Here is a 22,176-nt window from a genome sequence, read left to right on the forward strand (position 1 = left end):
TCGATCTTCGTTCATTGGCCGCCCTAATCGTCTTCGCCATACTGCGTCACCAGCGTCTCGGCGGCGATGCCGGATTCATTCAACGTACGCACCAGCGCCTCGGTGTCGCCGTGCGTGGCGATGACCCGCTTGGCGCCGGTGTCGTGGATGGTGCGCAGCAGGTCGGGCCAATCAGCATGATCCGACACGACAAAGCCGCGGTCCATGTTGCGGCGCCGGCGGTTGCCGCGCAGCCGCATCCAGCCCGACGCAAAGCCATGCTGCGCCTTGCGGAAGCGCCGCAGCCACGCGCTGCCCGCCGCCGACGGCGGCGCCAGGATCAGCTCTCCAGCAAATCCCGTTCCCGAGGCCGCGGAAGGGCCGTCCGCGTCGATGACCAAACGCGTGTCGGCCAGCGGAACACCGGCCTTACGATAGACGTCCACCCCCGCGGCGATCGCGCCGTGCAGGTAGACGGGCCGGTCCGCAAAGGGGATCAATTCAGCCAGCACGCGCTGCGCTTTGCCCAGGGCGTAGCAATAGAGGATGGCGGCCTCGCCGCGCGCGGCGCAGTGGTCGCGCCATTGCACGATGTCGCGCGCCACGTCCGAGGCGCTGGGCCAACGGTAAATAGGCAGGCCAAAGGTGGCCTCGGTGATGAAGGTGTCGCAAGGCACGACTTCAAACAGGCTGCACGTCGGATCGGGCTGGCGCTTGTAGTCGCCGGACACGACCCAGACTTCGCCATCGACTTCGATGCGCACCTGCGCCGATCCCAACACGTGGCCCGCCGGATGCAACGACACGCGCGCGTTACCCAACGTGAAGACTTCGCCGTAGGCATGGACCCGGTAGTCCTGGTCGCCCAGCCGCCATTGCAGGATAGGCAAGCCTTCGGCGCTGGTGTGGTAGCGCCCCATGCCGGAACGTGCATGATCGCCATGACCATGCGTCAGCACGGCGACCTCGACGGGCCGCCACGGATCGATATGAAAGCCGCCGGCTGGGCAATACAGGCCTTCCGGACGCAATTGCACGATGTCGCGCATGGGACCTCCCGATCGGCGCGGCGCGACGGTTTCGCGGCCGCATGTCTTTGGTTATACCCCGCGAGGACGCAGAAAAAGTGCGCTGAAAACGCACCGCTAACATCCGATGAGAAATTAAAAGTTCAGTTGCAGACGGGGGGCATCGTAAGCCGGTAGTGTGGAGCGGTGGCTTAAAGGAGAGAATATGCGTACCAATCACATCCTCACGATTATTGTTGTGGTCGTCGTCGCTTCGATCGCCCTGTCGGTCGTTCCCTGGTAATTCCTTGGCAGCGAGGCCGGACATGACACGGAACCTTCATGCCCTCTGCTTTGCCGCATTCCCTGCTGGACCTGACGCTGCGCGCCATCCCGCGTCGCTATCGCGTGGGCCCGCTGCCCGCGGCCCGCAGCGGGCTTGAAGTTTCCGACCCGGCGACGGCGCTTGCCATCGCCATCGAACAGGCCCGCGTTGCGCTCAGTGCAGACGCAGCGCCGTCATCCGCCTGTGAACGCCTGTTCGTAGACGCGCTCTCGCAACTGATTCGGGATGCACTGCGCGAAAGCGGCGGAGATTCCGCGTTTCGGGCCATGGTGCTGCGGCATCAATCCCCTCTGGTGCGCGAATACGCTTCGTTGTCGGCGCACGCCCAGGCGGACCGGCGCGCGGTACGTACTGCGGTCGATGCGTTTGCGCATCCCGGCAAGCGCCGCGGCATGCCGGCCGGGCCGCTGGGGGACGCGCTGACGTCGTTGCATGCGGCGGCGGCGGCCGAGGACTGGGCGGTTTTGACGCAAGGCGCCGAGCGCCTGCTTGCGGCGCAGCCCTCGGATGCCGCGACAAGCCCGGCGATTTCCGCGCCACTGGAACGGTTGCTGAAGGATCCCGCCTTGGCGCGTCTGCGGCGCATGGAGACGTTGTCCACGGATCCGCTGGTGCAACGCTATCAACACTTTTGGCAACGGCAAGGCCCCCGCCCCGGCACGCCGCAGGCCGCCGCGCAGGGGCTGGACGCTCGCCGCCGCGGCGTCGCCGTTGAAGCGTTGGCCGAAGGCGCCATTGCCGCAATGGCCACGCAGCTTGCGCAAAGGACGGGCGAAAGTTATCGGGTGGTCACGTCAATGCACGTCCCGGCGTCTATCCCGGGCAACGCAGACCGCGCCAAGACCGAATGGGACGTGGCCCTGCTGCGCCAGTCGGCCGGCGACGCTGCGGCGCCGGTCTGGGATGTGTGCCTGCTGGTCGAGGCCAAGGCATCAACGGACGCGGCGACGACGGATCTGCCCCGCTTGCTGCGCGGTCTGCGCTTGCTTGCGCACGCAGACGCACAGACCATTTATGTGTTCGATAGCCATCAGGGGCCGGTGCGGCTGCGCGGTGCGGCGTTGGCGGCGCTGTCGGCGGACGACGCGGATCTTGCCCGGACGATTCTCTACTTCTCCGACGCGCCGGCGGATACCGCGCCGCGGCTGCTGAATGCCGCTGGCCGGATGCAGCTGTTGTCGGCGCAGGAAAGCCTGGACTTCGCCAGCGCGTTGGCCTCAGGCGAAGCGCCGGATGCGTCGGCGCTTTCGCCGGTGTGGCAACAGTTGCTGGTTGCGCCTCGCTGGAGCGCCGTGCTGAACCAGTTCGCGCTGTTGCGGCAGGTGCGTGAGCTGATGGTGCATGTGGATGACGTGCACGCTGCCATCACGCGCTTGGGTCAGGATCGCGCCGGCGCATAAGCGCATTCGCCCACGGCCGCTCCGCTCCAATCCGGCGCGTGCCGCTCGATGTGCGCGCGGATGAAATCCGCCAGCACGCGCGTAGCCATGGACGGGAACCGGTTGGGCGCGGTCAGCAGGTAGATGGCGTCGCCCACCCCCTCGGGCTCGTACGCGGGCAGCACCTGCACCAGCGTCTCGTCACGCAGCAATTCCCACACGGCATAGCGGGGCAGCAGCGCCACACCCAAGCCCGCCAGCACCGCATCGCGCAGAAACGGATAGTCGCCCGACTGCAGCCGCGGCGCGACGCGCAGGATCAGCGGGTCGCCATGCGCCTGCTTGAGCCGCAGGTCGAAGCGCCGGCCCAGCGATTGCGGCGCGATCAGGTCGCAGCGGCCCAACTGCTCCATGCGTTGCACCGGCCCGTTGCGCGCCAGGAAATCCGGCGACGCGCAGAGGCACCACTGAATGTCGCACAGCCGCCGCGCCACGTGATCTTCGGGCGGAGACGAGGTGATCTTGAGGGCGATGTCGACTTCAGCGGAGATCAGGTCGCCGATCCCGTCGTTGATGTGCACGCGCAGCGCGATGTCGGGATGCGCGCGCGCGAAATCCAACAGCACTGGCGCAAGATAAAGGTGGCCCAGGCCAGTGGGCAGTCGGATCCGCACATCGCCGCGCACGGTCCCATCTAGACTGTCAATGGCCGCCTGCACCGCGCGCATCTCGTCCAGCAGCCGGATGCCGTGCTGGTACAGCAACTGGCCGGCCTGCGTCAGCTCGACATGCCGGGTGGTGCGCCGGAACAGCTGCGCGCCCAGATCGAGTTCCAGCCGCTTCAGGCGGTGCGACATGTTCGACCGCGTCATGCCGCAACGCTGCGCGGCCGCGCTCAGGTTGCGCGACTCGACCATCGCGACAAACAGTCTGACGAGGTTCAGGTCCGGCTTATTGTCAATCATGGTTCACCATTCCCGGCACAAACCGGTGGATTGTCCAATGCGTCGGCCGAGTCTAGCATCGTCTTCATCGCCTTCGAACCCTTGCTCCGGACCGACATCCACCCATGCCCACCCCGTTGACCGACGCTTCCAGCGGGCCCTATTCCGGACTGCGTGTGCTGGACCTCAGCCAGGGCATCGCGGGCCCGTACTGCGCGCAGATGCTGTGGCAGCAAGGCGCCGACGTCGTAAAGGTGGAACCGCCAGACGGCGACTGGGGCCGGCACGTCGGTGTGCTCCGCGACGACCAGAGCGCGCTATCCATCGCCTACAACGCCGGCAAACGCGGTGTGTGCGTGGACGCGCGCCAGACGCAAGGCAAAGTGCTGCTGGCAGACATGGCGCGGCGCGCGGACCTCGTGATCCAGAATTTCCGCCCCGGCGTCGCCGAACGCATGGGGGTGGGCTACGACAGCCTGGCCGCACGTTGCCCGGGGTTGATCTACGTGTCCATCAGCGGCTACGGACCGGACGGTCCCTACGCCAATGCGCCCGCCTCCGACTCCGTGATGCAGGCGGATAGCGGCCTGATGTTCGCCAACCAGACACCCGCCGGCGAGCCGCGCCGCATCGGCCTTCTGATGGCGGACATCGCCACCGCGCTGTACGCCGTGCAGGCGGCCAGCGCCGCGCTCTACCAATTGGCGCGCACCGGCCGCGGCCAGCATGTGCAGTTGAATCTGCTGCAGGCCTGCGCGGCCTTGCAGGTGAACGACATCCTTGCGTACGGCATTGCGGGACAGCGGGAGGCCGTGGCGGTCAGCGCCCCCAACGGCGTCTTCGACACCGCGGATGCGCGCCTGTCCGTGCTGGCGTTGAACAACGACCAGTTCGCGCGCTTGTGCCGCGCGCTCGAACGAACCGACTGGCTGGCGGACCCCGCCTTATCCACCAACGCAGGCCGCATGGCGCAGCGCGACCGACTGCATCGGGAAATGGCGGAACAGTTGGCACGGCGCCCTGCCGAGCACTGGGTGCAACGCCTGGCGCGCGAGGACGTGCTGCACGCGTACGTGCGGGACTACGACGGCCTGGCGGCGCATCCGCAGGCGGCGCATCTGGGGCTGCTGGAACCGCTGGCGCAGCCCGGCGGCCAGCCCCTGCCCTATGCGCGCGCGGCCGGGGCCTTGTCACGCCGGCCGCTCACCGCGGCGCCGGCGGTTGGCGAGCACACCGTGGATGTGTTGACCGAGTGGGGCGTCGCGCCCGCCGACATCCAGGCCATGCTGCATGCCGGCGTGCTGCGCCAGGCAAAATGCGGCAAGGAAGGCCGCTGATGCGCGCCCTGGTCTGCCATCGCCATGGTCCGGTTGAAGACGTGTTGCCCGGCGAGCTTCCCGAGGCGCCGGCGCCCGCGCCCGACGAAGTCACCATCGCCGTCGAGCATGCCAGCGTCAGCCACGCAACCAAGCTGCTCATCGAGGGACGCTATCAAAGCCGTCCGCCGCTGCCGTTTGCGCCCGGCACGGAGGCCGCGGGCCGCGTCATCGCGTGCGGCGCCAAGGTCACGCGGTTCAAGCCCGGCGACAAGGTAGTGGCGCTGGCGCGCTGGGGCTGCTATGCCGAACGACTGACCTTGCCGGAATACACCGTCTATCCCGTGCCCGAGGATCTGCCGCTTCTGACCGCGCTGCCCATTCCCATCTCGTACGGCACGGCATGGGGCGCGTTGTTGTGGCGCGCCGCGATGCAGCCCGGCGACACGGTGCTGGTGCTGGGTGCGGGCTCGGGCGTGGGACTGGCGGCCGTGGAGATTGCGTCGGCGCTGGGCGCGACGGTGCTGGCCTGCGCCAGCACACCGGCCAAGCGCCAGGCCGCGCTGGACGCGGGCGCGGCGCAGGCGTTCGCCGCTGACGAGTCGATGCCGCAGGCCGTCAAGGCGGCCAGCGACGGGCGCGGCGCGGATGTGGTGCTGGACGCGGTGGGCGGCGACGCCTTCGAACGCAGCGTGCGCGCCGCGGCGGCCAATGCCCGCATGGTGTCGGTGGGTTTCGCCAGCGGCCGCGTCCCCGACGTGCCGCTGAACCTGCTGCTTGTAAAGAACATTGCCCTGCATGGGTTTTTCTTTGGCCGCTACATCGGCTGGACGCCCGCGGACGAACGCATCGTCCACGCGCCTGCCATGCAGCGGACCATGTCCACCCTGTTCGACTGGGCCCGCCGCCAGCGGATCCGGCCGGCTGTAACGGCGATCTATCCGATCACCGGTCTTGCCGCAGCACTCGCCGCCCTGGAAAGCCGACAAGTCGTCGGCAAGGTGGCGATCACGATAACGACGGAGACAACCCCATGCGTACCAACGACTTCCGGCGCGCCGCCCGGCCACGCCATCTTGCCGCCGCGGCGCTAGCCGCCTGCTGCGTCAGCCTGCCCGTCGCCGCGGTGGCGGCCGACGCCTATCCCAGCAAACCCATCACGATGGTCGTGCCCTACCCGCCCGGCGGGCCGACCGACATCGTGGCGCGGCTGGTGGCCGCCGAGATGTCCAAGACCATCGGCCAGAACATCGTCGTCGACAACAAGCCCGGCGCCAGCGGCATGATCGGCGCGGACCTCGTGGCACGCGCCGCGCCCGACGGCTACACGTTCCTGGCCAACGCGTCGCTGCACGTCATCAACCCGTACATCTACGCGTCGATGCGTTACGACACCTTCAAGGACTTCGCGCCCATCACGCAGCTTGCGGACGTGCCGCTTGTGCTGGTCGTGCCTGAAACGTCGAAGGTGCGCACCGTGCAGGACCTTGTGGCGCAGGGCAAGGCCCAGCCGTTGAACTTCGGATCGGCGGGCTCGGCCTCCGCGCAACAGCTTGCGGGCGAATCGTTCAAGGTGCGTTCCGGCCTGCCGATGCAGCACGTGCCTTACAAGGGCAGCGCGCCCGCGCTGACGGATCTGGTGGGCGGACAGATTCAGCTGATGTTCGATTCGATGCCGTCGGCGATGCCGTTCATCAAGTCGGGCAAGCTGCGGGCGGTGGCGGTGACAACCAGTCGCCGCGTCGATGAACTGCCCGACGTGCCCACCATGGCCGAATCCGGATTCCCGGGCTTTGACATCAGCACGTGGTACGGCCTGTGGGCGCCCAAGGGCACGCCGCCGGCCATTGTGGCCAAGCTGTCCGAGCACGCGGCGCGGGCGCTCAAGCAGCCCAATGTCGTGACGCAGTACGCCGACCTGGGCGCCAAGCCGGTGGGATCTGATCCCGCCACGTTTGCCCGTTTCAATGTGTCCGAGGGCGAAAAGTGGCGCGACATCGTCAAGGCGGCGCAGATCACGCCGCAATAGTGGAAAAGGCGGCTCAGACTGACCTCGACCCGGGCGGCGCGGGTAATCCCCCATAAGCAGCGCCACGCCGCTGGATAAGAATTCATGGTTTCCTATCCGCGGCCGCCGCGCGCATCGCGCGCCAACCAACCCCGAGGTCCCAGGCATGAAGGCGTTTTTCCACGACGATCAAAAGCTTCACCATCCGCAGACCTACTTTTCGCGCGGGAAGATGCGCACGCCGCAGGAGGTGCCGTCGCGGCTGGACGGCCTGGTGCAGGCGGCGCGCAAGCTGGGATTCGACGTCCAGGCGCCCGCCGATGACGGAGCAGGTGCGATCGCGGCGGTGCACAGCCTGGATTACCTGCGCTTCCTGCAGGACGCGCATGAGGACTGGATGAAGCTGCCCGGCGATTGGGGCGGCGAGGTCGTGTCGAACGTCTTCGTGCGCGAACGCAATGCGCTGCGCGGCGTGCTGGCCAAGGCCGGGCGTTACCTGGCGGACGGCAGTTGTCCGGTCGGCCCCAAAACCTGGCAGTCGGCGTATTGGTCGGCGCAATGCGCCATCGCGGGCGCCGACGCCCTGCTGGCCGGAGACCGCAGCGCCTACGCGATCTGCCGCCCTCCCGGTCACCACGCGCGGCGCGATGCCGCGGGCGGCTTCTGCTACCTGAACAACGCCGCCATCGCGGCCCAGCGGCTGACGTCCAAATTTCCGCGCGTGGCCATCCTGGACACCGACATGCATCACGGCCAGGGCATCCAGGAGATCTTCTACGAGCGCAGCGACGTCCTGTACGTGTCCATCCACGGCGATCCCGAGAATTTCTATCCGGTGGTGGCAGGCTTTGAAGACGAGCGCGGAGCTGGCGAAGGATACGGCTACAACATCAACCTGCCCATGCCGCACGGCTCGCCCGAATCCGTGTTCTTCGACCGGCTGGCGCAGGCGCGCCGCGCGATCACGTTGTTCCAGCCCGATGCGCTGGTGCTGTCGCTGGGCTTCGACATCTTCGAAAAGGATCCGCAGGCCATGGTCAGCGTGTCCGAAGACGGCTTCGAGCGCTTGGGCCGCGACGTAGGCGGACTGAACCTGCCCACGCTGATCGTGCAGGAGGGCGGGTATTACATCGAAGGTCTGGAGTCGAACGCGAAGCGGTTTTTCGCGGGCCTGGCGGGCGCCTGATCCACCGGTGGGCACACTGGCCGTCAGAAGCTGACCGCCACCCCTGCGCCGCCGCGGTCAGACGGTTCAAGCCGAACCACCCGAAATCGCTGGTGGCCGCCGGGCGGGTTCAAGCCTCGGCCGACGCTTCCCACATCGTCACTCTGTCCCGGCCCGTCTGCTTTGATCGGTACAGCGCCTGATCGGCGCATTTGATGACGGCCTGCGGCGATGCGCCGTCCCGCGGCCACAGCGCCACGCCTACGGACACGGTCACCGGACGCACGCCGTCGGGCATCGGGCGCGCCGCCACGGCCGCCCGGATGCGCTCGGCCGCCTGGGCTGCTATCTGTGCCGCGGGCCGCGTGGCGCCCTGCGTCGTTTCGTGCGCCGTGTCCTGCATGTCGTCCTGCGCTTCGTCCTGCGCGCCTCGCTGCGGCAAGATCATCACGAATTCCTCGCCGCCGATGCGAAAGGCCTGATCGCCGGCGCGCACGTTCTCCTGCAGGGTCCGCGCCAGCGCCACCAGGACCTTATCGCCCGTCGGATGGCCATACACATCATTGATCTGCTTGAAGTGGTCGAGATCGAGCGCGATGACCGCGAACGGCGACGCGGCGGCGACCAGCTCGTCGATCCGCGCGCGCAGGGCGCGGCGATTCATCAGCCCGGTCATGGGATCGGTCAGCGATTCCGTGTTCAAGCGGCCGACTTCGTCCCGATGGCGCGCTTGCGCGGCGGCCAAGGCCTGCCGCAGCTTTTCGGCCTCGAAATACCAGGTCTTCAGCGTGGTGGCGCGCAAGGCCGTCGGACCCACCGGCTCGTCGCTGGCGAAGGCCTCAGCCAGGCGTGCGAGCGGCCGCGCGATCGCGTAGGCGCATGCGCTGACGAGCAACAAGGTCAGCACCACAGCCGGCACGGCGAACTGCAGCGACGCGCCCAACAGGTCCTTGAGGGGCGACAGCGCGCTGTCGAGCGGACGCTGCACCACGACCGCCCAGTTGCCCTTGACCAGCGGCGCGTATCCCGCGATCACCGCCGAGCCGGAAGCGTCCATGACTTGCTCGACGCCCGGCCCCGTGGCGGGCGACAAGCGCGTCTGGACCGCGCTCGCAATGTCCGCGTCCGCGCCATGCCGGTACAGCATCTGACCCTCGCCGTTGACCAGATACACGGAGGTGCCGTCCGCATACGCATGCTGGCCGACGAGCCGGTCCAGGCCGCCGCCATGCTCCAGCACAACGATGGCGGCGAGATAACCCGACACCGCGTTCTGCGGGCCTGGCACAGGTTCCACCAGTGTCAGCGTCGCAAAACGCGCGCCGCGCAGGCAGCATGGCCGCGCCCATTGCCCCTCGCGCAGCTCCCGCACGCCCAGTTCGTCCAGTTGCTTGATGGCGGCCAGCGGCGACGGACTGTCCTTGGACCGGCTGGTGATCCGGCCACCGGGATCTGCCAGCAGTACCGCCGTCACGCCTTCGATCGTGCCGGCCAGATCCGACAGTTCAGCCTGCAGCGCGCCGGGCGCATCCGCCAGCCGCGGGATGCGGTTTGCCCCGGCGGTAAGCTGCCGGTCGCCCGTCTGGATATACAGGTTGATGATGTCCGCCAGCTTCTGCGCGTAGGCCAGATTGGCGTCGAGCGTGTTCTTGACGACCTGCGTCTTCTGCGCCTGGTAGCCCGCGTACATGGCATTGAAAAAGCCGACCGCCACGCTGAGCACCGCCAGCGAAATAAGCACGGTCAACAAGCGCACCCTGCGTTCTCTTGCCATGTCGTTCCTGAGGGGAGAGCACCGCGAATCGCCCGGATCGGCGTAGCTGCCGGATGCGCACGCCACGGAGGACGACAGCGCAGTCACCGGCGCGGGCTGGCGCACCGGGATAACTCAGAATACCGAACTATTTTTGGGTAATCCAGCGGTCGCCAACCGCAACTCGGCAGGCCCAACGCGGCGCTTGGGCTATGCGTCCGGTGCCCGCTGCAGGCGCATCGCCACGCGCCGCGCAACCGGCAGCCCGTGGCTGGCCTCGGCCGCCAGCACCGCATGCAGCCGTGAGCCGGGAGTTACCTGCACTTCGCGGAATCCGAGCCGCGCATACCAGGGCGCATTCCATGCCAGGTCGCGAAAGGTCGTCAGGGTGACAACAGCCAGGCCCGCTGCCCAGGCATGGCCGCATGCGGCCTGCACCAGGGAGCGGCCAATTCCCATGCGCTGATGACCGGCATCGACCGCCAGCTCCCGCAGGTGCAACGCGTCTTCGAAGCGCTCGGCGCAAAGGAATCCGCACAGTTGGTCCGACGCTTGCGCCACCCATGACGTGCCCTGCGCGATCAGGCGCAGATGGTCGGCCTCAGACATCACCGCGTCGTCCGCGATCCATTCCAGGCCGGGCGCGGCGCGAAACAGCGCGCCCGCAGATCGTTCGATCGCGGGCAGCAGCGCAGCATCCTCGGGACGGGCGGGGCGGATAAGCGTGGACAAGGCAACTCCAGATTGCGGCAGGCGCATGCGATTCTACGACCCGCCATCAACGCGCGCCATGTTTCAGCCGCCGCGCAGAATCCAGTGTTTTAATCGGCGCTCCCTCGCGGGAAATTTCGTCCGGGCGGCAGCGAGACGCCGGGCCGGGCGATTCCAACAACAAGATTCAGGATTTCGCACGTGTTTCATGTCATCACAGGGCTTATCGCGCTCTACGTCATCTGGCGCTTCGTCTGGCAATTGAAGTGGCCCGCCCCCGGCCGAGTACTGCTGTCGGTATTGGTCGTGCTGGCCGCCGAGCACCATCTCATCACCCGCAACTTCTTCGGCACCATGGCGTCGCCCGAGGTGCCCGCTGCGGTGCTGATGACGCTGGGCTGGGCGTTTGGCGCGCTCATTCTGCTGGCCGCCTTCCTGTTCGTCACGGATGTGGCGGGGCTCGTCATATCGCTGTTCTCGCGGGGACGCGGACGCGCGCTGCTGGGCTGCACGCGTCTGCGCGCCGGGTCCGCCGTGGCCGCGCTTGCGCTGTCCGCCGTTGGCGTCTGGCAGGCCGTGCGCGTGCCGGAGGTCAAGACGATCGAGGTCGCCTTGCCCAACCTGCCGCAAGCGTATGACGGCTTTCGCATCGTGCACCTGACCGACCTGCACGCCAGCCGCCTGCTGCAGGGCGACTGGATGCAGGCCGTCGTGGCGCGCACCAATGCGCTCAAGCCGGACCTGACGCTCATCACCGGCGATCTGGTCGACGGCACGCCTGCGGCGCGCGCCGCCGACGTGCAACCGCTGGCCGATCTGCGCGCGCAATATGGCGTGGTGGCGATTCCGGGCAACCACGAGTATTACGCCGAGTACCTGGGCTGGATCGAGGCCTTCAGGAAACTCGGCCTGCGCATGCTGCTCAATGAACACATGACAATTGAACGCGACGGCCAGCCGCTGGTCCTGGCGGGCATCACCGACAGCGTGGCGGCGCGCGTGAACCAGCCCCTGCCTGACATCGACGCGGCCATGAAGGGCGTGCCGCCGTCGTCGGCGGTGATCCTCTTGAGCCATCGGCCCGTGGGCGCCAAGCGCCACGCGCAAGCCGGCGCCGGCCTGCAACTGTCGGGCCATACGCATGGCGGCCAGATTCTGGGTCCGCATTTCATCACCCAGCTGGCCAACGAAGGCTATGTGTCGGGCATGTACCAGGTCGGCAACATGCAGCTCTACGTGAGCAACGGCGCGGGCCTGTGGCCGGGCTTTCCGATCCGGCTTGGCCGGCCGTCGGAGATCACGCAGATCGTGCTGCGCGCCGCGCCGCCCGCCTGACGCGGTCCTGCCACACACGCGGCGGCGCATTGACAAGCGCCGCCGCGCTGACTTAGCATTCGGCCCTGCTTTTTCAACGCCTTTCGCTTCTTGGGTGCAACCGTGTCTGCCATTCGTCAATTCGCCTGAACGCCGACGAGTACCGTCCTGGTACCGCGGTCAGCCTGCCCGCATTCGCTGCTCGACGCCATGTAATGAGCACACCCCCGCCCGGCAGGCGCGGATCCAGGAAGCGCAACACCTCCCATCCTCGCTTCCCCTCCCGTAAAGACTGTGTCGTCGGCTTTTCCCATTTGCTGGAGAAGACCCATGACGCTGGATTTCTGCGCCTACGCGCAATCGCTAGACCTGTTCCGATATCCCCGAACGCCCCACCTTGAAGGCTCGCGCCTGCAGGACGGGGACGAAGGCCATGACCACGTGCCCTATCGCACGCTGGCCGGCCAGACGCTCGTCGTCGAAGAAAAGCTGGATGGCGCCAACACGGGCATCAGCTTCAGCCCGTCGGGCGAACTGCTGCTGCAATCCCGCGGCCACTACCTGGTGGGCGGCGGCCGCGAGCGGCAGTTCAGCTTCGTCAAGGCCTGGGCCGCCGCGCACGCGGACTGGCTGCTGGAGCGGCTGGAAGATCGCTATGTGATGTACGGCGAAACGCTGTCGAAGAAGCACTCCGTGTTCTACGACGCCCTGCCGCATCACTTCTTTGAATTCGACGTGCTGGACCGCCGCACCGGCGAGTTCCTGTCGACCGGCGCGCGCCGCGCGTTGCTGGCCGATGGTCCGGTGCTGTCGGTGCCCGTGCTTTACGAAGGCCCCGCGCCCGCGCGGCTGGCCGAACTGAAGGCCATGCTCAAGCCGTCGCTTGCCAAGACGGCTGGCTGGCGCGATGCCTTCGAGGCCACCGTGCTGCGCGAAGGCCTGGACCTGGCTCGCGCGTGGAAGCAGTGCGACAAGTCGGATCTGTCGGAAGGCCTGTATATCAAGGCCGAAGCGGACGGCAAGACCATCGCCCGCTACAAGTGGGTGCGCCGCGACTTCGTACAGGCCATTCTGGATTCGGACATGCACCATTCGGAGCAGCCGTTCATCCCCAACCAGCTCGCCGACGGCGTCGACCTGTACGCGCCGCGCCTTGCAGTCGGCTGGGACACGTTGCGCGACGACCGCACGGGAGAGACATCATGAATCACGAACAGATCCGGGCCCTCGTGCCCCAGCCGGGGCGCGGCGCGGACTATGCGGCTTGCCTGGCCGCCTTCCCCGCGCTGGAGCTGGCCAAGACCACGCCGCAGGACCCCCGCTATCACGGCGAGGGCGATGTATGGACGCATACGCAGATGGTGGTGGACGCGCTGCTCGCGCTGCCGCAGTACCAGGCCGCGCCCCGCGCGGAGCAGGAGATCGTGTTCCTGGCCGCGCTGCTGCACGACGTGGCCAAGCACAGCACCACGGTGATCGACCCGGTAACCGGCGCCATCGGCCAGCCTGGCCATTCGCGCAAGGGCGCCATCGACGCGCGCATCGCATTGTGGGACGCGGGCGTGCCGTTCGCGGTGCGCGAAGCGATATGCCGGCTGATCGCCACGCATCAGGTGCCGTTCTTCGCGCTGGAAGGCTCGCGCCGCGGCCGCTCGCCGGAGTTCATCGTGCGCGAGTTGTCCTGGCACGTGTCGCTTCCATTGCTCGCCATGCTGGCCGAAGCCGACATGCGCGGCCGGATATGCGCTGACTCTGCCCGCGTGCTGGACAACATCGCCCTCTTCTGCGAGCTGGCGCGCGACGAGCAGTGCTTCGGCCAGCCCCGTGCCTTTGCCGACGCGCACACCGCCGTCAGCTATTTCCGCGGCGCCGACGTGCATCCCGACTATGCGTTGTTCCAGGAGCCGGGCTCGCGGGTCATCGTCATGTCGGGGTTGCCGGCGTCCGGCAAGAACACGTGGGTGGCGGCGCATCATCGGGACCTGCCGGTGGTGTCGTTCGACGACGCGCGCGAGGAACTGGGCCTGCGCCATGGCAAGAACGAGGGCATGGTCACGCACCTGGCCATTGACCGTGCAAAGGCACTGCTGCGCGCCCGCGCGCCGTTTGTGTGGAACGCCACCAACCTCAGCGAGCTGATGCGCAAGAAGACGCTGGACCTGCTGTATGCGTATCACGCGGACGTGGAGCTGGTGTATCTGGAAAAGCCGCGTGTCGAGCTGCTACGCCGCAATGCGCGGCGCGATACGTCGCTGTCCAACAAGACGCTGACCGGCATGCTGCACCGCTGGGACCTGCCGCTGCCCACGGAGGCACACCGGGTGGTTTATGCGGTGTAGCGCGGTGTAGCGCGGGTCAGGCAGGCACAAGCGCCGGCGTCAGCATGCTGTCGCGTAGGCGCAGCACTGATGCGCATGAGGTGTCGCGATGCGTCACCAGCGACAGCGACAGCGCGCCCTGCGCATCCGGGTCGGTCAGCGGCACAAATGCCACGTGCGGCGTCGAATACGCGCGGGTCACGCCGGGCACCAGCGCCACGCCCAGGCCGCTGGCGACCAGGCTGACCAGCGTCTGCACCTGAATGGCTTCCTGGCTGATGCGAGGCGAAAACCCCGCCTTGTGACACAGCGCCAGCGTCACGCCGTTCAACCCCGGCACCTTGGCTGGCGAATACAGCACGAAGTTTTCGGACCGCATGCGCTCGAGCGCAATCGGGCCAACGTCGGCCAGAGGATGGCGGGCCGGCACGGCCAGCATCAGGTCGTCGCGCTCGACCACCCAAGAATCCAGTTCGCTGTCTTCGGCCAACGGACCGCGCACCAAACCTGCGTCGATCTCGTTGGCGCGCAGCATCGCCACCAATCCGACCGTGCTGTCTTCGCGCAGGTCCAGATGCACATCCGGGTACTGCGCGCGGAAGGCCGGCAGGCAGCGCGGCAGCAGCATGTACGTGGCCGAGCCCACAAAGCCCAGGCGCAGCGTCCCCCATTCCCCCAACGCCACCCGGCGTGCCGCCTGGCGCGCCTGATCGGTATGGAACAGCGCGCGGCGCGCATCGGCCATCAGGGCGTCGCCCGCGGGTGTCGTGGTGACGCCCTTGGCGCCCCGCACCAGCAGCGGCACGCCCACCGCATGCTCCAGCTTCTGGATCGACACCGACAGCGCGGGTTGGGCGATGTGCAGCGCATCGGCGGCGCGGCGGTAACTCCCCAGCTCGGCGATCGTGACGAACTGCCGAAGCTGGCGCAAATCTATAGCCATAACAGATTCCGTATCAAGCAATACCGAAGCCATATTAGACGCGTATGTGCGGCGCCGATAGGATTTCCGCCATGACGACATCTCCCCTCTCAAACGGCCCGGCGCTGGACGGCATCCGCGTCCTGGACCTGACTTCCGTCGTATTTGGCCCCTATGCCTCGCAGATCCTGGCCGACTACGGTGCGGACGTCATCAAGGTCGAAGCGCCCGGCGGCGACTCCACCCGGCAAACCGGCCCCGCGCAGGAACCCGGCCTGTCCGCGATCTTCCTGGGTCTGAACCGCAACAAGCGCAGCATCGTGCTGGACCTGAAGCAGCCCGCCGCGCGCGAGGCGCTGCTGACGCTGGTGGATCAGGCCGACGTGCTGATGCACAGCATGCGGCCGGCCAAGATGGCGGCGCTGGGGCTGGACCCGGCCACGCTGTGCGCGCGCAACCCGCGGCTGGTCTATGCCGGCCTGTATGGCTTCGGTGAAGGCGGCGCGTACGACGGCCGCCCAGCCTACGACGACATCATCCAGGGCCTGTCGGGGTTCGCGGATCTTGTCGGCCGCCAGACCGGCGCGCCGCGCTACCTGCCCACCGTCGCCGCCGACAAGACGTGCGGTCTGGTCGCCGCGCACGCCATTCTTGCGGCGCTGTTCCAGCGCGCGCGTACCGGCCAGGGACAGCAGCTGGAAGTGCCCATGTTCGAAAGCATGGCGTCCTTTGCGCTGGTCGAGCACTACTACGGCCGGCATCTGGCGGATGAGCCGGGCGACGCCGGTTATCCGCGCGTGCTCACGCCCTGGCGCCGGCCCTGCCAGACCGCCGACGGACACGTCTGCCTGATGCCCTACACCGACGCGCATTGGCGCGACTTCTTCAACGCGGCCGGCCGCCCCGATCTGGCGCAGGATCCGCGCTTTGCCGACATCTCGGCGCGCACGCGGCACATCGAGACCCTGTACGAATTGCAGGCCGGCCTCGTCGCGGCCCATGACACGGCGTACTGGCTGGCGTTGTGTGAGCGGCTGCAGATCCCGGCCGCACCCGTGAACCGGCTGGAAGATCTGGAGACCGATCCGCATCTGGCCAGCGTGGACTTCTTCGTGCCGCTGGAAAGCGCGTCCGGCAGTCGCTACCGCTTTCCGCGTAACCCCGTGCGTTTGCAGCATTCCCACGTGCCGCCCGCCATGCCGCCGCGCCTGGGCGAGCACACGCGTAACGTGCTGGCCGAAGCGGGCCTCTCGCCGGCAGCCGTCGACGCGCTGCTGGACACCGGAGCCGCCCGGCAAGCCATCGCCCCCCTTTCTGAAAACGCCAAGGACCCCGCATGACCCAAGACCGCGACACCTCGCCCGCCATCCAACTCGGCCAAGGCTTTTACTGGCAGGACCTGACAGTCGGCCAGCGCTTCCAGACATTTCGCCGCACGGTGACCGAGACCGACATCGTCAACTTCATCAGCGTCACCGGCATGCTGGAGACCATATTCATCGACGCCACCTACACCCACGGCGCCATCCAGGGCCGCCCCGCGCCGGGCGCGCTGACCTATGGCCTGATCGAAGGCCTGATCATGCAGGGCATGGTGCAGGGAACGGGTCTGGCGCTGCTGGAGGTCCACAAGAAGATGATTGCGCCGGTGGTGGCCGGCGACACCATCTGGGCCGAGATCGAAGTCACCGGCGTGCGCCCGACCTCGCAGCACAACCGCGCGGTCGTCACGTCCGCCATCGACGTGCGCAACCAGCACGGCAAGCCGGTGATGGCCTACACGGCCGTGCGCATGCTGGCCGGCAGGCCGCGCTGACCAGGCTGACCGCTATCAGCGGCAGGCATCCCGCAGAGGCGCCGCCGCCCATCCGCAGTACCCATAACAGCCCAAGGAGACAACCCATGAAAAAAGCACTGCTGGCGACCACGCTGGCCATTCTGGCGCTAGGAGGCGCCGCCAGCGCCCAGGCCGCGTGGCCCGACCGCCCGATCACGATGGTGGTGCCCTTCCCGCCCGGCGGTCCGACTGATCTGGTGGCGCGCGTGCTGGCCAAGCAGTTGACGGACCAGTTGGGCCAGACCGTCGTCGTCGAAAACAAGGGCGGCGCCAACGGCAACATCGGCATGCAGTACGCGGCCGCGGCCAAGCCCGACGGCTACACGGTGCTGTACAACACCTCGTCCATCGCGCTCAGCCCCAACCTGTATCGCTCGCTGGCCTTCGACCCGGTCAAGGACTTTGCGCCGGTGTCCACCACGGCCGTCATTCCGCTCGTCCTGCTTGTGCATCCGTCGGTGCCCGCCGACACGGCGCCGGCCTTCGTGGACTATGCCCGCAAGCATCCCGGCAAGCTGTCGTACGGCTCTGCCGGCGCCGGCAACGTCACGCATCTGGGCGCGCTCCTGCTTTTGCGGTCACTGGATATCGATGCGGTCCACGTGCCCTATCGCGGCAGCGCCCCGGCCATGACGGATCTGGTCGGCGGACAGGTCCAGGTGATGACCAACACGCTGAACGATTCGCTGGGCTTCATCCGCGAAGGCAAGCTGCGTGCGCTGGCGGTGACCAGCGAGACGCGCAGCGACCAGTTGCCCAACGTGCCGACGGTGGCGGAAACCGTGGCGCCGGGTTTTGGGATGGGGGCTTGGCAGGGCGTGGTGGTGCCGGCCGGCACGCCCGCGCCTGTGATCGACAAGCTCAATGCCGAGATCCTGCGCGCCCTGAAATCTCCGGAGATGCAGAAGCAGCTCAAGGTGCAAGGCGCGCAGGCGCTGGGGTCGACGCCGCAAGAATATGCCGCCTACATCAAGAGCGAGATCGCGCGATGGGGCGAGGTGGTGAAGGCGGCGAACGTGAAGCTGGATTGAACGCAATTGCGCCTACGCGTCACTCGCCAAGACAAACGCCCGCGTGAAGCGGGCGTTTTCAATACTGCTTTGGTAAGCCGGGCGACTTAACGTCCCGCGGCCTTGGCGCTCAGGCCATTTGCCACGCCCATGTCGGTCTTGGGCACGTCGCGCAGGATCACGCGGACGTCTTCGCCAGAGATGTCGAGACTGGCGCACACGGCCTGGTTCAGCGCCGCGATCAGCGCCGCCTTCTTGGCTTCGTCGCGGCCTTCGATCAGATCCACGTCCACGCGCGCCATGCGCTTGCCGATTTCGCCCGCGACGATCACGTGTTCGGCCGGGACTTCGTGCAGCACGGCGCGCACGCTGGACAGCGGCGCCGCGATGCTTTCGACCACCGCGTTGGACGCGGCGTTGAGCAGGTCGGCTTTCTGGGCGGCCGTGTGGCCTTGCATGATCTGGACGTTCAAGAGGGGCATGACGATTCCGATGTTCCGATAAAAGGAAAACCGGCCAAGCCGACCGGCAAGCCATCATATCGTGACTGCGCCCGCGTGCAAGCAACTGCACGCGGGCGCGAGGGGTCATGCGGAGAACGCCGGAATCAGGCGGCGGCCTTGCCTTCGCGTTCCAGTTCCGGTTGGACGTTCGACGCGTCTGCATCCGCCGTAGCCGGGGTTTCCGTCAAGGTTTCAGCCGACACCGGCGTCTCGGTCAGGGCCGGCGTCACCAGCTCCACGACCTTCTTGCGGGACAGCATGCCCAGGAACTCGTCGTCCTCGCCCGTCACGGCGACCGGCTGATCGCTGTGAACCAGTTGCGCGAGCACTTCGCCCAGGCCCGCGGTGGCAGGCACCGACGCCAGGTCCTCGACAAAGCGGGACACATCGCGGGCGCCTTCCTGCATCGCCTTCGCGGCTGCCTCGGCGGTCAGCACGCCGGCGAGGCGCTTGCCGTCCAGCACCGGCGCGTACTCGTAGTTCAGCGCGCTCATGCGGTCCACGGCATGCGCGGGGCGCGAGCGCATGGTCAGCGTCAGGCGCGCCGGATTCACGGCGTGCGTGGCGTTGAGCACCTTGGTGCGGTTCACGTCCTGCAGGAACGACTGCACGTAATCGTTGGCCGGGTTCAGCAAAATGTCCTCCGGCGTGCCTTCCTGCACCAGCTCGCCGTCCTTCAGGATGGCAATGCGGTTGCCCAGGCGCAGCGCTTCGTCCAGATCGTGCGTGATGAAGACGATGGTCTTGTTGAGCTTGGCCTGCAGTTGCAGCAGCTGATCCTGCATTTCGCGGCGGATCAGCGGGTCCAGCGCGGAGAACGCTTCGTCCATCAGCAGGATTTCGGCGTCGGTCGCCAGCGCGCGCGCCAGGCCGACACGCTGCTGCATGCCGCCGGAAAGCTGATGCGGGTACTGGTTCTCGAAGCCCGACAGGCCCACCTGTTCCAGCCATTCGCGGGCGCGCTGCTCACGCTCGGCCTTGCCCACGCCTTGGACGGTCAGTCCGTACGCGGCGTTATCCAGCACCGTGCGATGCGGAAACAGGCCAAAGCGCTGGAACACCATGCTCATCTTCTTTTGACGGAAGACTTCCAGGTCGCGCTTGTTCAGGCTGACCACGTCCACGCCATCGACCAGGATGTGGCCCGCGCTGGGCTCGATCAGGCGGTTGAAGTGGCGGATCAGGGTCGACTTGCCCGATCCGGACAAGCCCATGATGACGTAGATGCTGCCTTCTTCGATGGACAGGCTGATGTCGCGCAGACCCAGCGTGTGGCCGCTTTTGGCCAGCAGCTCTTCCTTGCTCATGCCGCCCTGCGCGGCTTCCAGCCACTTCTTCGGATGCGCTCCGAAGATCTTGTAGATGTTCTTGACTTCGATCTTGCTCATCGCTGGCCTCCCATGCGCATGCGCTGTCCATACGATTGCGTGATCCGGTCGAACAGCACGGCCAGCACCACGATACCCAGGCCTGCCAACAGGCCCCGGCCCACTTCCAGGCGGTTGATGCCCAGCAGCACTTCATAACCCAGGCCGCGCGCGCCGATCATCGACGCGATCACGACCATCGACAGCGCCATCATCGTGGTCTGGTTGATGCCGGCCATGATGTTGGGCAGCGCCAGGGGCAATTGCACGCCGAAGAGCTGCTGGCGGGGATTGGCGCCAAAGGCGCGCGACGCTTCCAGCACTTCGCGGTCGACCAGGCGGATGCCCAGGTCGGTCAGGCGGATAAGCGGAGGCACGGCGTAGATGACGGTTGCGATGATGGCGGGGATCTTACCCAGGCCGAACAGCATGACGACGGGAATCAGGTACACGAAGCTGGGCATCGTCTGCATCACGTCCAGCACGGGCAGCATGCCCGAACGCAGCCAATTCACCCGCGCCATCAGCACGCCCAGCGGGATGCCGATCAGCACCGACAGGCCGGCGGCCATGATCATCAGCGCCAGCGTCTGCATGCCGGCGTCCCACAGGCCCAGCACGCCGATCACGCACAGCAGCGCGCCCATCGCCAGGCTCAGCCCGACGCGGCGGCTCACGCCATAGGCGATCGCGATGGTGACGGCGACAACCGCCCACCAGGGCGAGTTGCGCAAAAGTTGCTCCAACCACACCAACGCATGCAGCACGGGCTGGGACAACGTCTCCAGCGTGTCGGCATAGTTGGTGACCAGATGATCGACAAAGCCGTCGATCGCCCCCCGTACCTGACGGGCGGGAATAATTTCAGGAAACATCGTTTTGACTCCATTCTGGCGCGCTCGCCGCCCGTGTCGCCACCGGGCGCGCCGGCGCAGCGGAAAACAACGAGACTGAGACGGGTGCCTGGCACCTGGACGGATGATGGATCGCGCAGATCACATCCGCATCGGTGCCCTGCACCGGTATCACTGCCACCGCGGGTGGCGGCACAAGCACGCTTGCCGGGCCGGACGCATGCGCCCGGCCGGCGGCCATCCCGGCAAAGAGGTCCGGTCCCTCAAAGGGCCGGTACGCGCCACCGCGGCGCGCAGCCAGGATCACAGTGCTTTACAGCGCGCTTTGGACGCGCCCGGCGACGTCGGCGGGGACCCACTTGGTCCAGACGTCGGGTTTGTTCTTCAGGAACCACTTGGCCACGGCGGTGGATTCATCGCCGGACTCTTCCATGTGGGCCAGGGTTTCGTTGATGACCGGCAGCGGCACCGAAACCTTGGACAGGAATTCGGTCAGCTTGGGCGCATCTTCGGAGAACTTGGTGTTCACCGCCGTGAAGACGGGATTGTCGGGATAGGCGCTGGGCTCAGGCTTGGCGCACTTGGGCGACGTCAGGCACTTGTGCTTTTCGGCGTCGTAGGGCGGCAGGTCCAGCTTGACCAGATCCATGGCGCCGACCAGCGGCGTGGGGGACCAGTAGTAGAAGACAACGTTCTGCTTGCGCTTGTAGGCCGACATCAGGGCCGCCTTCTGCGCCGCGCCCGTGCCGGGCGAATACAGCGTGTAGGAGTCGTCAAGCTTCAGGGCATGGAACAGGTTGTTGCTGGTGACTTCGCAACCCCAGCCTGCCGGGCAGCCGTAGAAACGGCCCTTGCCGGGCTCTTCCGGATCCTTGAACTGGTCCTTGAACTTGGGCAGGTCGGCGGCGGACTTCAGTTCCGGCAGGCGCTCAGCCGTGTACTTGGGGATGTACCAGCCTTCGGCGCCCATGTACAGGTCACCGATGCGCTTGACCTTGCCGGTCTTCTCGGCGCGGGCCCAGGGGTCGGCCACGCTGTTCAGCCAGATTTCGGTATTGATGTCCAGATCGCCGCGCTCGAGGGCAGCCAGGGCGGGCAGCGTTTCGGTCGGCAGGGTTTCGGTCTTGCAACCGTAGCCCTTTTCCATGATGAAACGTTCGACGTCAACCAGGACCAGATTGGATTCCCAGTTCATGGCGCCGAAGGTGACCGGCCGCTTGATTTCGCATTGCGGCGCGTCGGCGGCTTGGGCCGAACCGGCAAACGCAAACAGAACGGCCGCGGCGGCCAGGGTCTTGACAGGGGTAAAACGCATTGGCTTTTGCCTCCATAGGTTCAGGCACGCACGCCGGGAACAAGCCCGGGAGGCACCGTGGAGCTAAGGGGGTTGTGCGGAAGACGGGCAGAACCGCCAATACAAACCGACACTAGCAACAAGACGGC

At 67.1% G+C, this 22,176-nt stretch carries 20 protein-coding genes; 11 read left to right on the forward strand and 9 right to left on the reverse strand.

Annotated features, from left to right (window positions below):
• Positions 1-23 precede the first annotated feature (23 nt).
• Positions 24-1,028, reverse strand: coding sequence for a ligase-associated DNA damage response exonuclease (locus B2W22_RS25065; protein WP_175125251.1), 1,005 nt, complete (start codon positions 1,026-1,028; stop codon positions 24-26).
• A 300-nt stretch (positions 1,029-1,328) separates the two neighbouring features.
• Between B2W22_RS25065 and B2W22_RS25070 the strand changes: the two genes are divergently transcribed.
• Positions 1,329-2,732: a 3-deoxy-D-arabino-heptulosonate 7-phosphate synthase gene (locus B2W22_RS25070; protein WP_286939992.1), complete on the forward strand. Its 1,404-nt coding sequence runs from the start codon at positions 1,329-1,331 to the stop codon at positions 2,730-2,732.
• On the opposite strand, the gene B2W22_RS25075 is transcribed toward B2W22_RS25070, so the two are convergent.
• Positions 2,711-3,676: a LysR family transcriptional regulator gene (locus B2W22_RS25075; protein ID WP_286939993.1), complete on the reverse strand. Its 966-nt coding sequence runs from the start codon at positions 3,674-3,676 to the stop codon at positions 2,711-2,713. The two genes, B2W22_RS25070 and B2W22_RS25075, sit on opposite strands and share 22 nt — an antisense overlap.
• 104 nt (positions 3,677-3,780) lie before the next feature.
• On the opposite strand from B2W22_RS25075, the gene B2W22_RS25080 reads away from it, so the two are divergent.
• From B2W22_RS25080 to B2W22_RS25095, 4 genes are all read left to right on the forward strand, one after another.
• Positions 3,781-4,992, forward strand: coding sequence for a CaiB/BaiF CoA transferase family protein (locus tag B2W22_RS25080; protein WP_286939994.1), 1,212 nt, complete (start codon positions 3,781-3,783; stop codon positions 4,990-4,992).
• Complete coding sequence (locus tag B2W22_RS25085; protein WP_175125244.1) at positions 4,992-6,065, forward strand: NADPH:quinone oxidoreductase family protein; 1,074 nt, start codon at positions 4,992-4,994, stop codon at positions 6,063-6,065. The genes B2W22_RS25080 and B2W22_RS25085 overlap by 1 nt, the downstream gene beginning before the upstream one ends.
• Positions 6,005-7,000, forward strand: coding sequence for a Bug family tripartite tricarboxylate transporter substrate binding protein (locus tag B2W22_RS25090; protein WP_286939995.1), 996 nt, complete (start codon positions 6,005-6,007; stop codon positions 6,998-7,000). The genes B2W22_RS25085 and B2W22_RS25090 overlap by 61 nt, the downstream gene beginning before the upstream one ends.
• Before the next feature lie 145 nt (positions 7,001-7,145).
• Positions 7,146-8,165, forward strand: coding sequence for a histone deacetylase family protein (locus B2W22_RS25095; RefSeq protein ID WP_175185787.1), 1,020 nt, complete (start codon positions 7,146-7,148; stop codon positions 8,163-8,165).
• A 109-nt stretch (positions 8,166-8,274) separates the two neighbouring features.
• Here B2W22_RS25095 and B2W22_RS25100 read toward each other — a convergent pair whose 3' ends face one another.
• Together B2W22_RS25100 and B2W22_RS25105 are read right to left on the reverse strand one after the other, a co-directional pair.
• Positions 8,275-9,900 (reverse strand): GGDEF domain-containing protein, encoded by a 1,626-nt coding sequence (locus B2W22_RS25100; protein WP_286940044.1) that lies wholly within the window; start codon positions 9,898-9,900, stop codon positions 8,275-8,277.
• A 207-nt stretch (positions 9,901-10,107) separates the two neighbouring features.
• On the reverse strand, positions 10,108-10,629 hold the full coding sequence (locus tag B2W22_RS25105; RefSeq protein ID WP_254595053.1) for a GNAT family N-acetyltransferase: 522 nt from the start codon (positions 10,627-10,629) through the stop codon (positions 10,108-10,110).
• A 180-nt stretch (positions 10,630-10,809) separates the two neighbouring features.
• Between B2W22_RS25105 and B2W22_RS25110 the strand changes: the two genes are divergently transcribed.
• The 3 genes from B2W22_RS25110 to B2W22_RS25120 all read left to right on the forward strand — a co-directional run bounded on the left by B2W22_RS25110 (position 10,810) and on the right by B2W22_RS25120 (position 14,261).
• A complete protein-coding gene (locus tag B2W22_RS25110) occupies positions 10,810-11,943 on the forward strand; it encodes a metallophosphoesterase (RefSeq protein ID WP_286939997.1) in 1,134 nt (377 codons plus the stop codon).
• Positions 11,944-12,252: 309 nt separating this feature from the next.
• Entirely contained in the window at positions 12,253-13,128 is an 876-nt protein-coding gene (locus B2W22_RS25115) for an RNA ligase family protein (RefSeq protein ID WP_286939998.1), read from the forward strand.
• Positions 13,125-14,261: an AAA family ATPase gene (locus tag B2W22_RS25120; RefSeq protein WP_286939999.1), complete on the forward strand. Its 1,137-nt coding sequence runs from the start codon at positions 13,125-13,127 to the stop codon at positions 14,259-14,261. The genes B2W22_RS25115 and B2W22_RS25120 overlap by 4 nt, the downstream gene beginning before the upstream one ends.
• A gap of 16 nt (positions 14,262-14,277) precedes the next feature.
• Here the strand turns inward: B2W22_RS25120 and B2W22_RS25125 are convergent, their stop codons facing one another.
• A complete protein-coding gene (locus tag B2W22_RS25125) occupies positions 14,278-15,183 on the reverse strand; it encodes a LysR family transcriptional regulator (protein ID WP_286940001.1) in 906 nt (301 codons plus the stop codon).
• A gap of 71 nt (positions 15,184-15,254) precedes the next feature.
• Here B2W22_RS25125 and B2W22_RS25130 point away from each other — a divergent pair, with 71 nt between their 5' ends.
• The 3 genes from B2W22_RS25130 to B2W22_RS25140 all read left to right on the forward strand — a co-directional run bounded on the left by B2W22_RS25130 (position 15,255) and on the right by B2W22_RS25140 (position 18,030).
• The gene (locus tag B2W22_RS25130; protein WP_286940004.1) at positions 15,255-16,502 is read left to right on the forward strand and encodes a CaiB/BaiF CoA transferase family protein; all 1,248 of its coding nucleotides are present in this window, start codon (positions 15,255-15,257) and stop codon (positions 16,500-16,502) included.
• The gene (locus B2W22_RS25135) at positions 16,499-16,978 is read left to right on the forward strand and encodes a MaoC family dehydratase (protein ID WP_175125232.1); all 480 of its coding nucleotides are present in this window, start codon (positions 16,499-16,501) and stop codon (positions 16,976-16,978) included. The genes B2W22_RS25130 and B2W22_RS25135 overlap by 4 nt, the downstream gene beginning before the upstream one ends.
• 86 nt (positions 16,979-17,064) lie before the next feature.
• On the forward strand, positions 17,065-18,030 hold the full coding sequence (locus B2W22_RS25140; protein WP_105240027.1) for a Bug family tripartite tricarboxylate transporter substrate binding protein: 966 nt from the start codon (positions 17,065-17,067) through the stop codon (positions 18,028-18,030).
• Positions 18,031-18,116: 86 nt separating this feature from the next.
• On the opposite strand, the gene B2W22_RS25145 is transcribed toward B2W22_RS25140, so the two are convergent.
• The 4 genes from B2W22_RS25145 to B2W22_RS25160 form a co-directional block, all read right to left on the reverse strand.
• Positions 18,117-18,491: a tautomerase family protein gene (locus tag B2W22_RS25145; protein WP_175125231.1), complete on the reverse strand. Its 375-nt coding sequence runs from the start codon at positions 18,489-18,491 to the stop codon at positions 18,117-18,119.
• A 125-nt stretch (positions 18,492-18,616) separates the two neighbouring features.
• Positions 18,617-19,900, reverse strand: a complete 1,284-nt coding sequence (locus B2W22_RS25150) for a quaternary amine ABC transporter ATP-binding protein (RefSeq protein ID WP_254595051.1) — start codon at positions 19,898-19,900, stop codon at positions 18,617-18,619.
• Complete coding sequence (locus B2W22_RS25155; protein ID WP_175125230.1) at positions 19,897-20,754, reverse strand: ABC transporter permease; 858 nt, start codon at positions 20,752-20,754, stop codon at positions 19,897-19,899. The genes B2W22_RS25150 and B2W22_RS25155 overlap by 4 nt, the downstream gene beginning before the upstream one ends.
• A gap of 292 nt (positions 20,755-21,046) precedes the next feature.
• Positions 21,047-22,048 (reverse strand): ABC transporter substrate-binding protein, encoded by a 1,002-nt coding sequence (locus B2W22_RS25160; protein WP_175125229.1) that lies wholly within the window; start codon positions 22,046-22,048, stop codon positions 21,047-21,049.
• Positions 22,049-22,176: the final 128 nt, after the last annotated feature.

This window comes from Achromobacter sp. UBA4530, assembly GCF_002388205.1.
Lineage (GTDB): Bacteria > Pseudomonadota > Gammaproteobacteria > Burkholderiales > Burkholderiaceae_B > Achromobacter > Achromobacter animicus.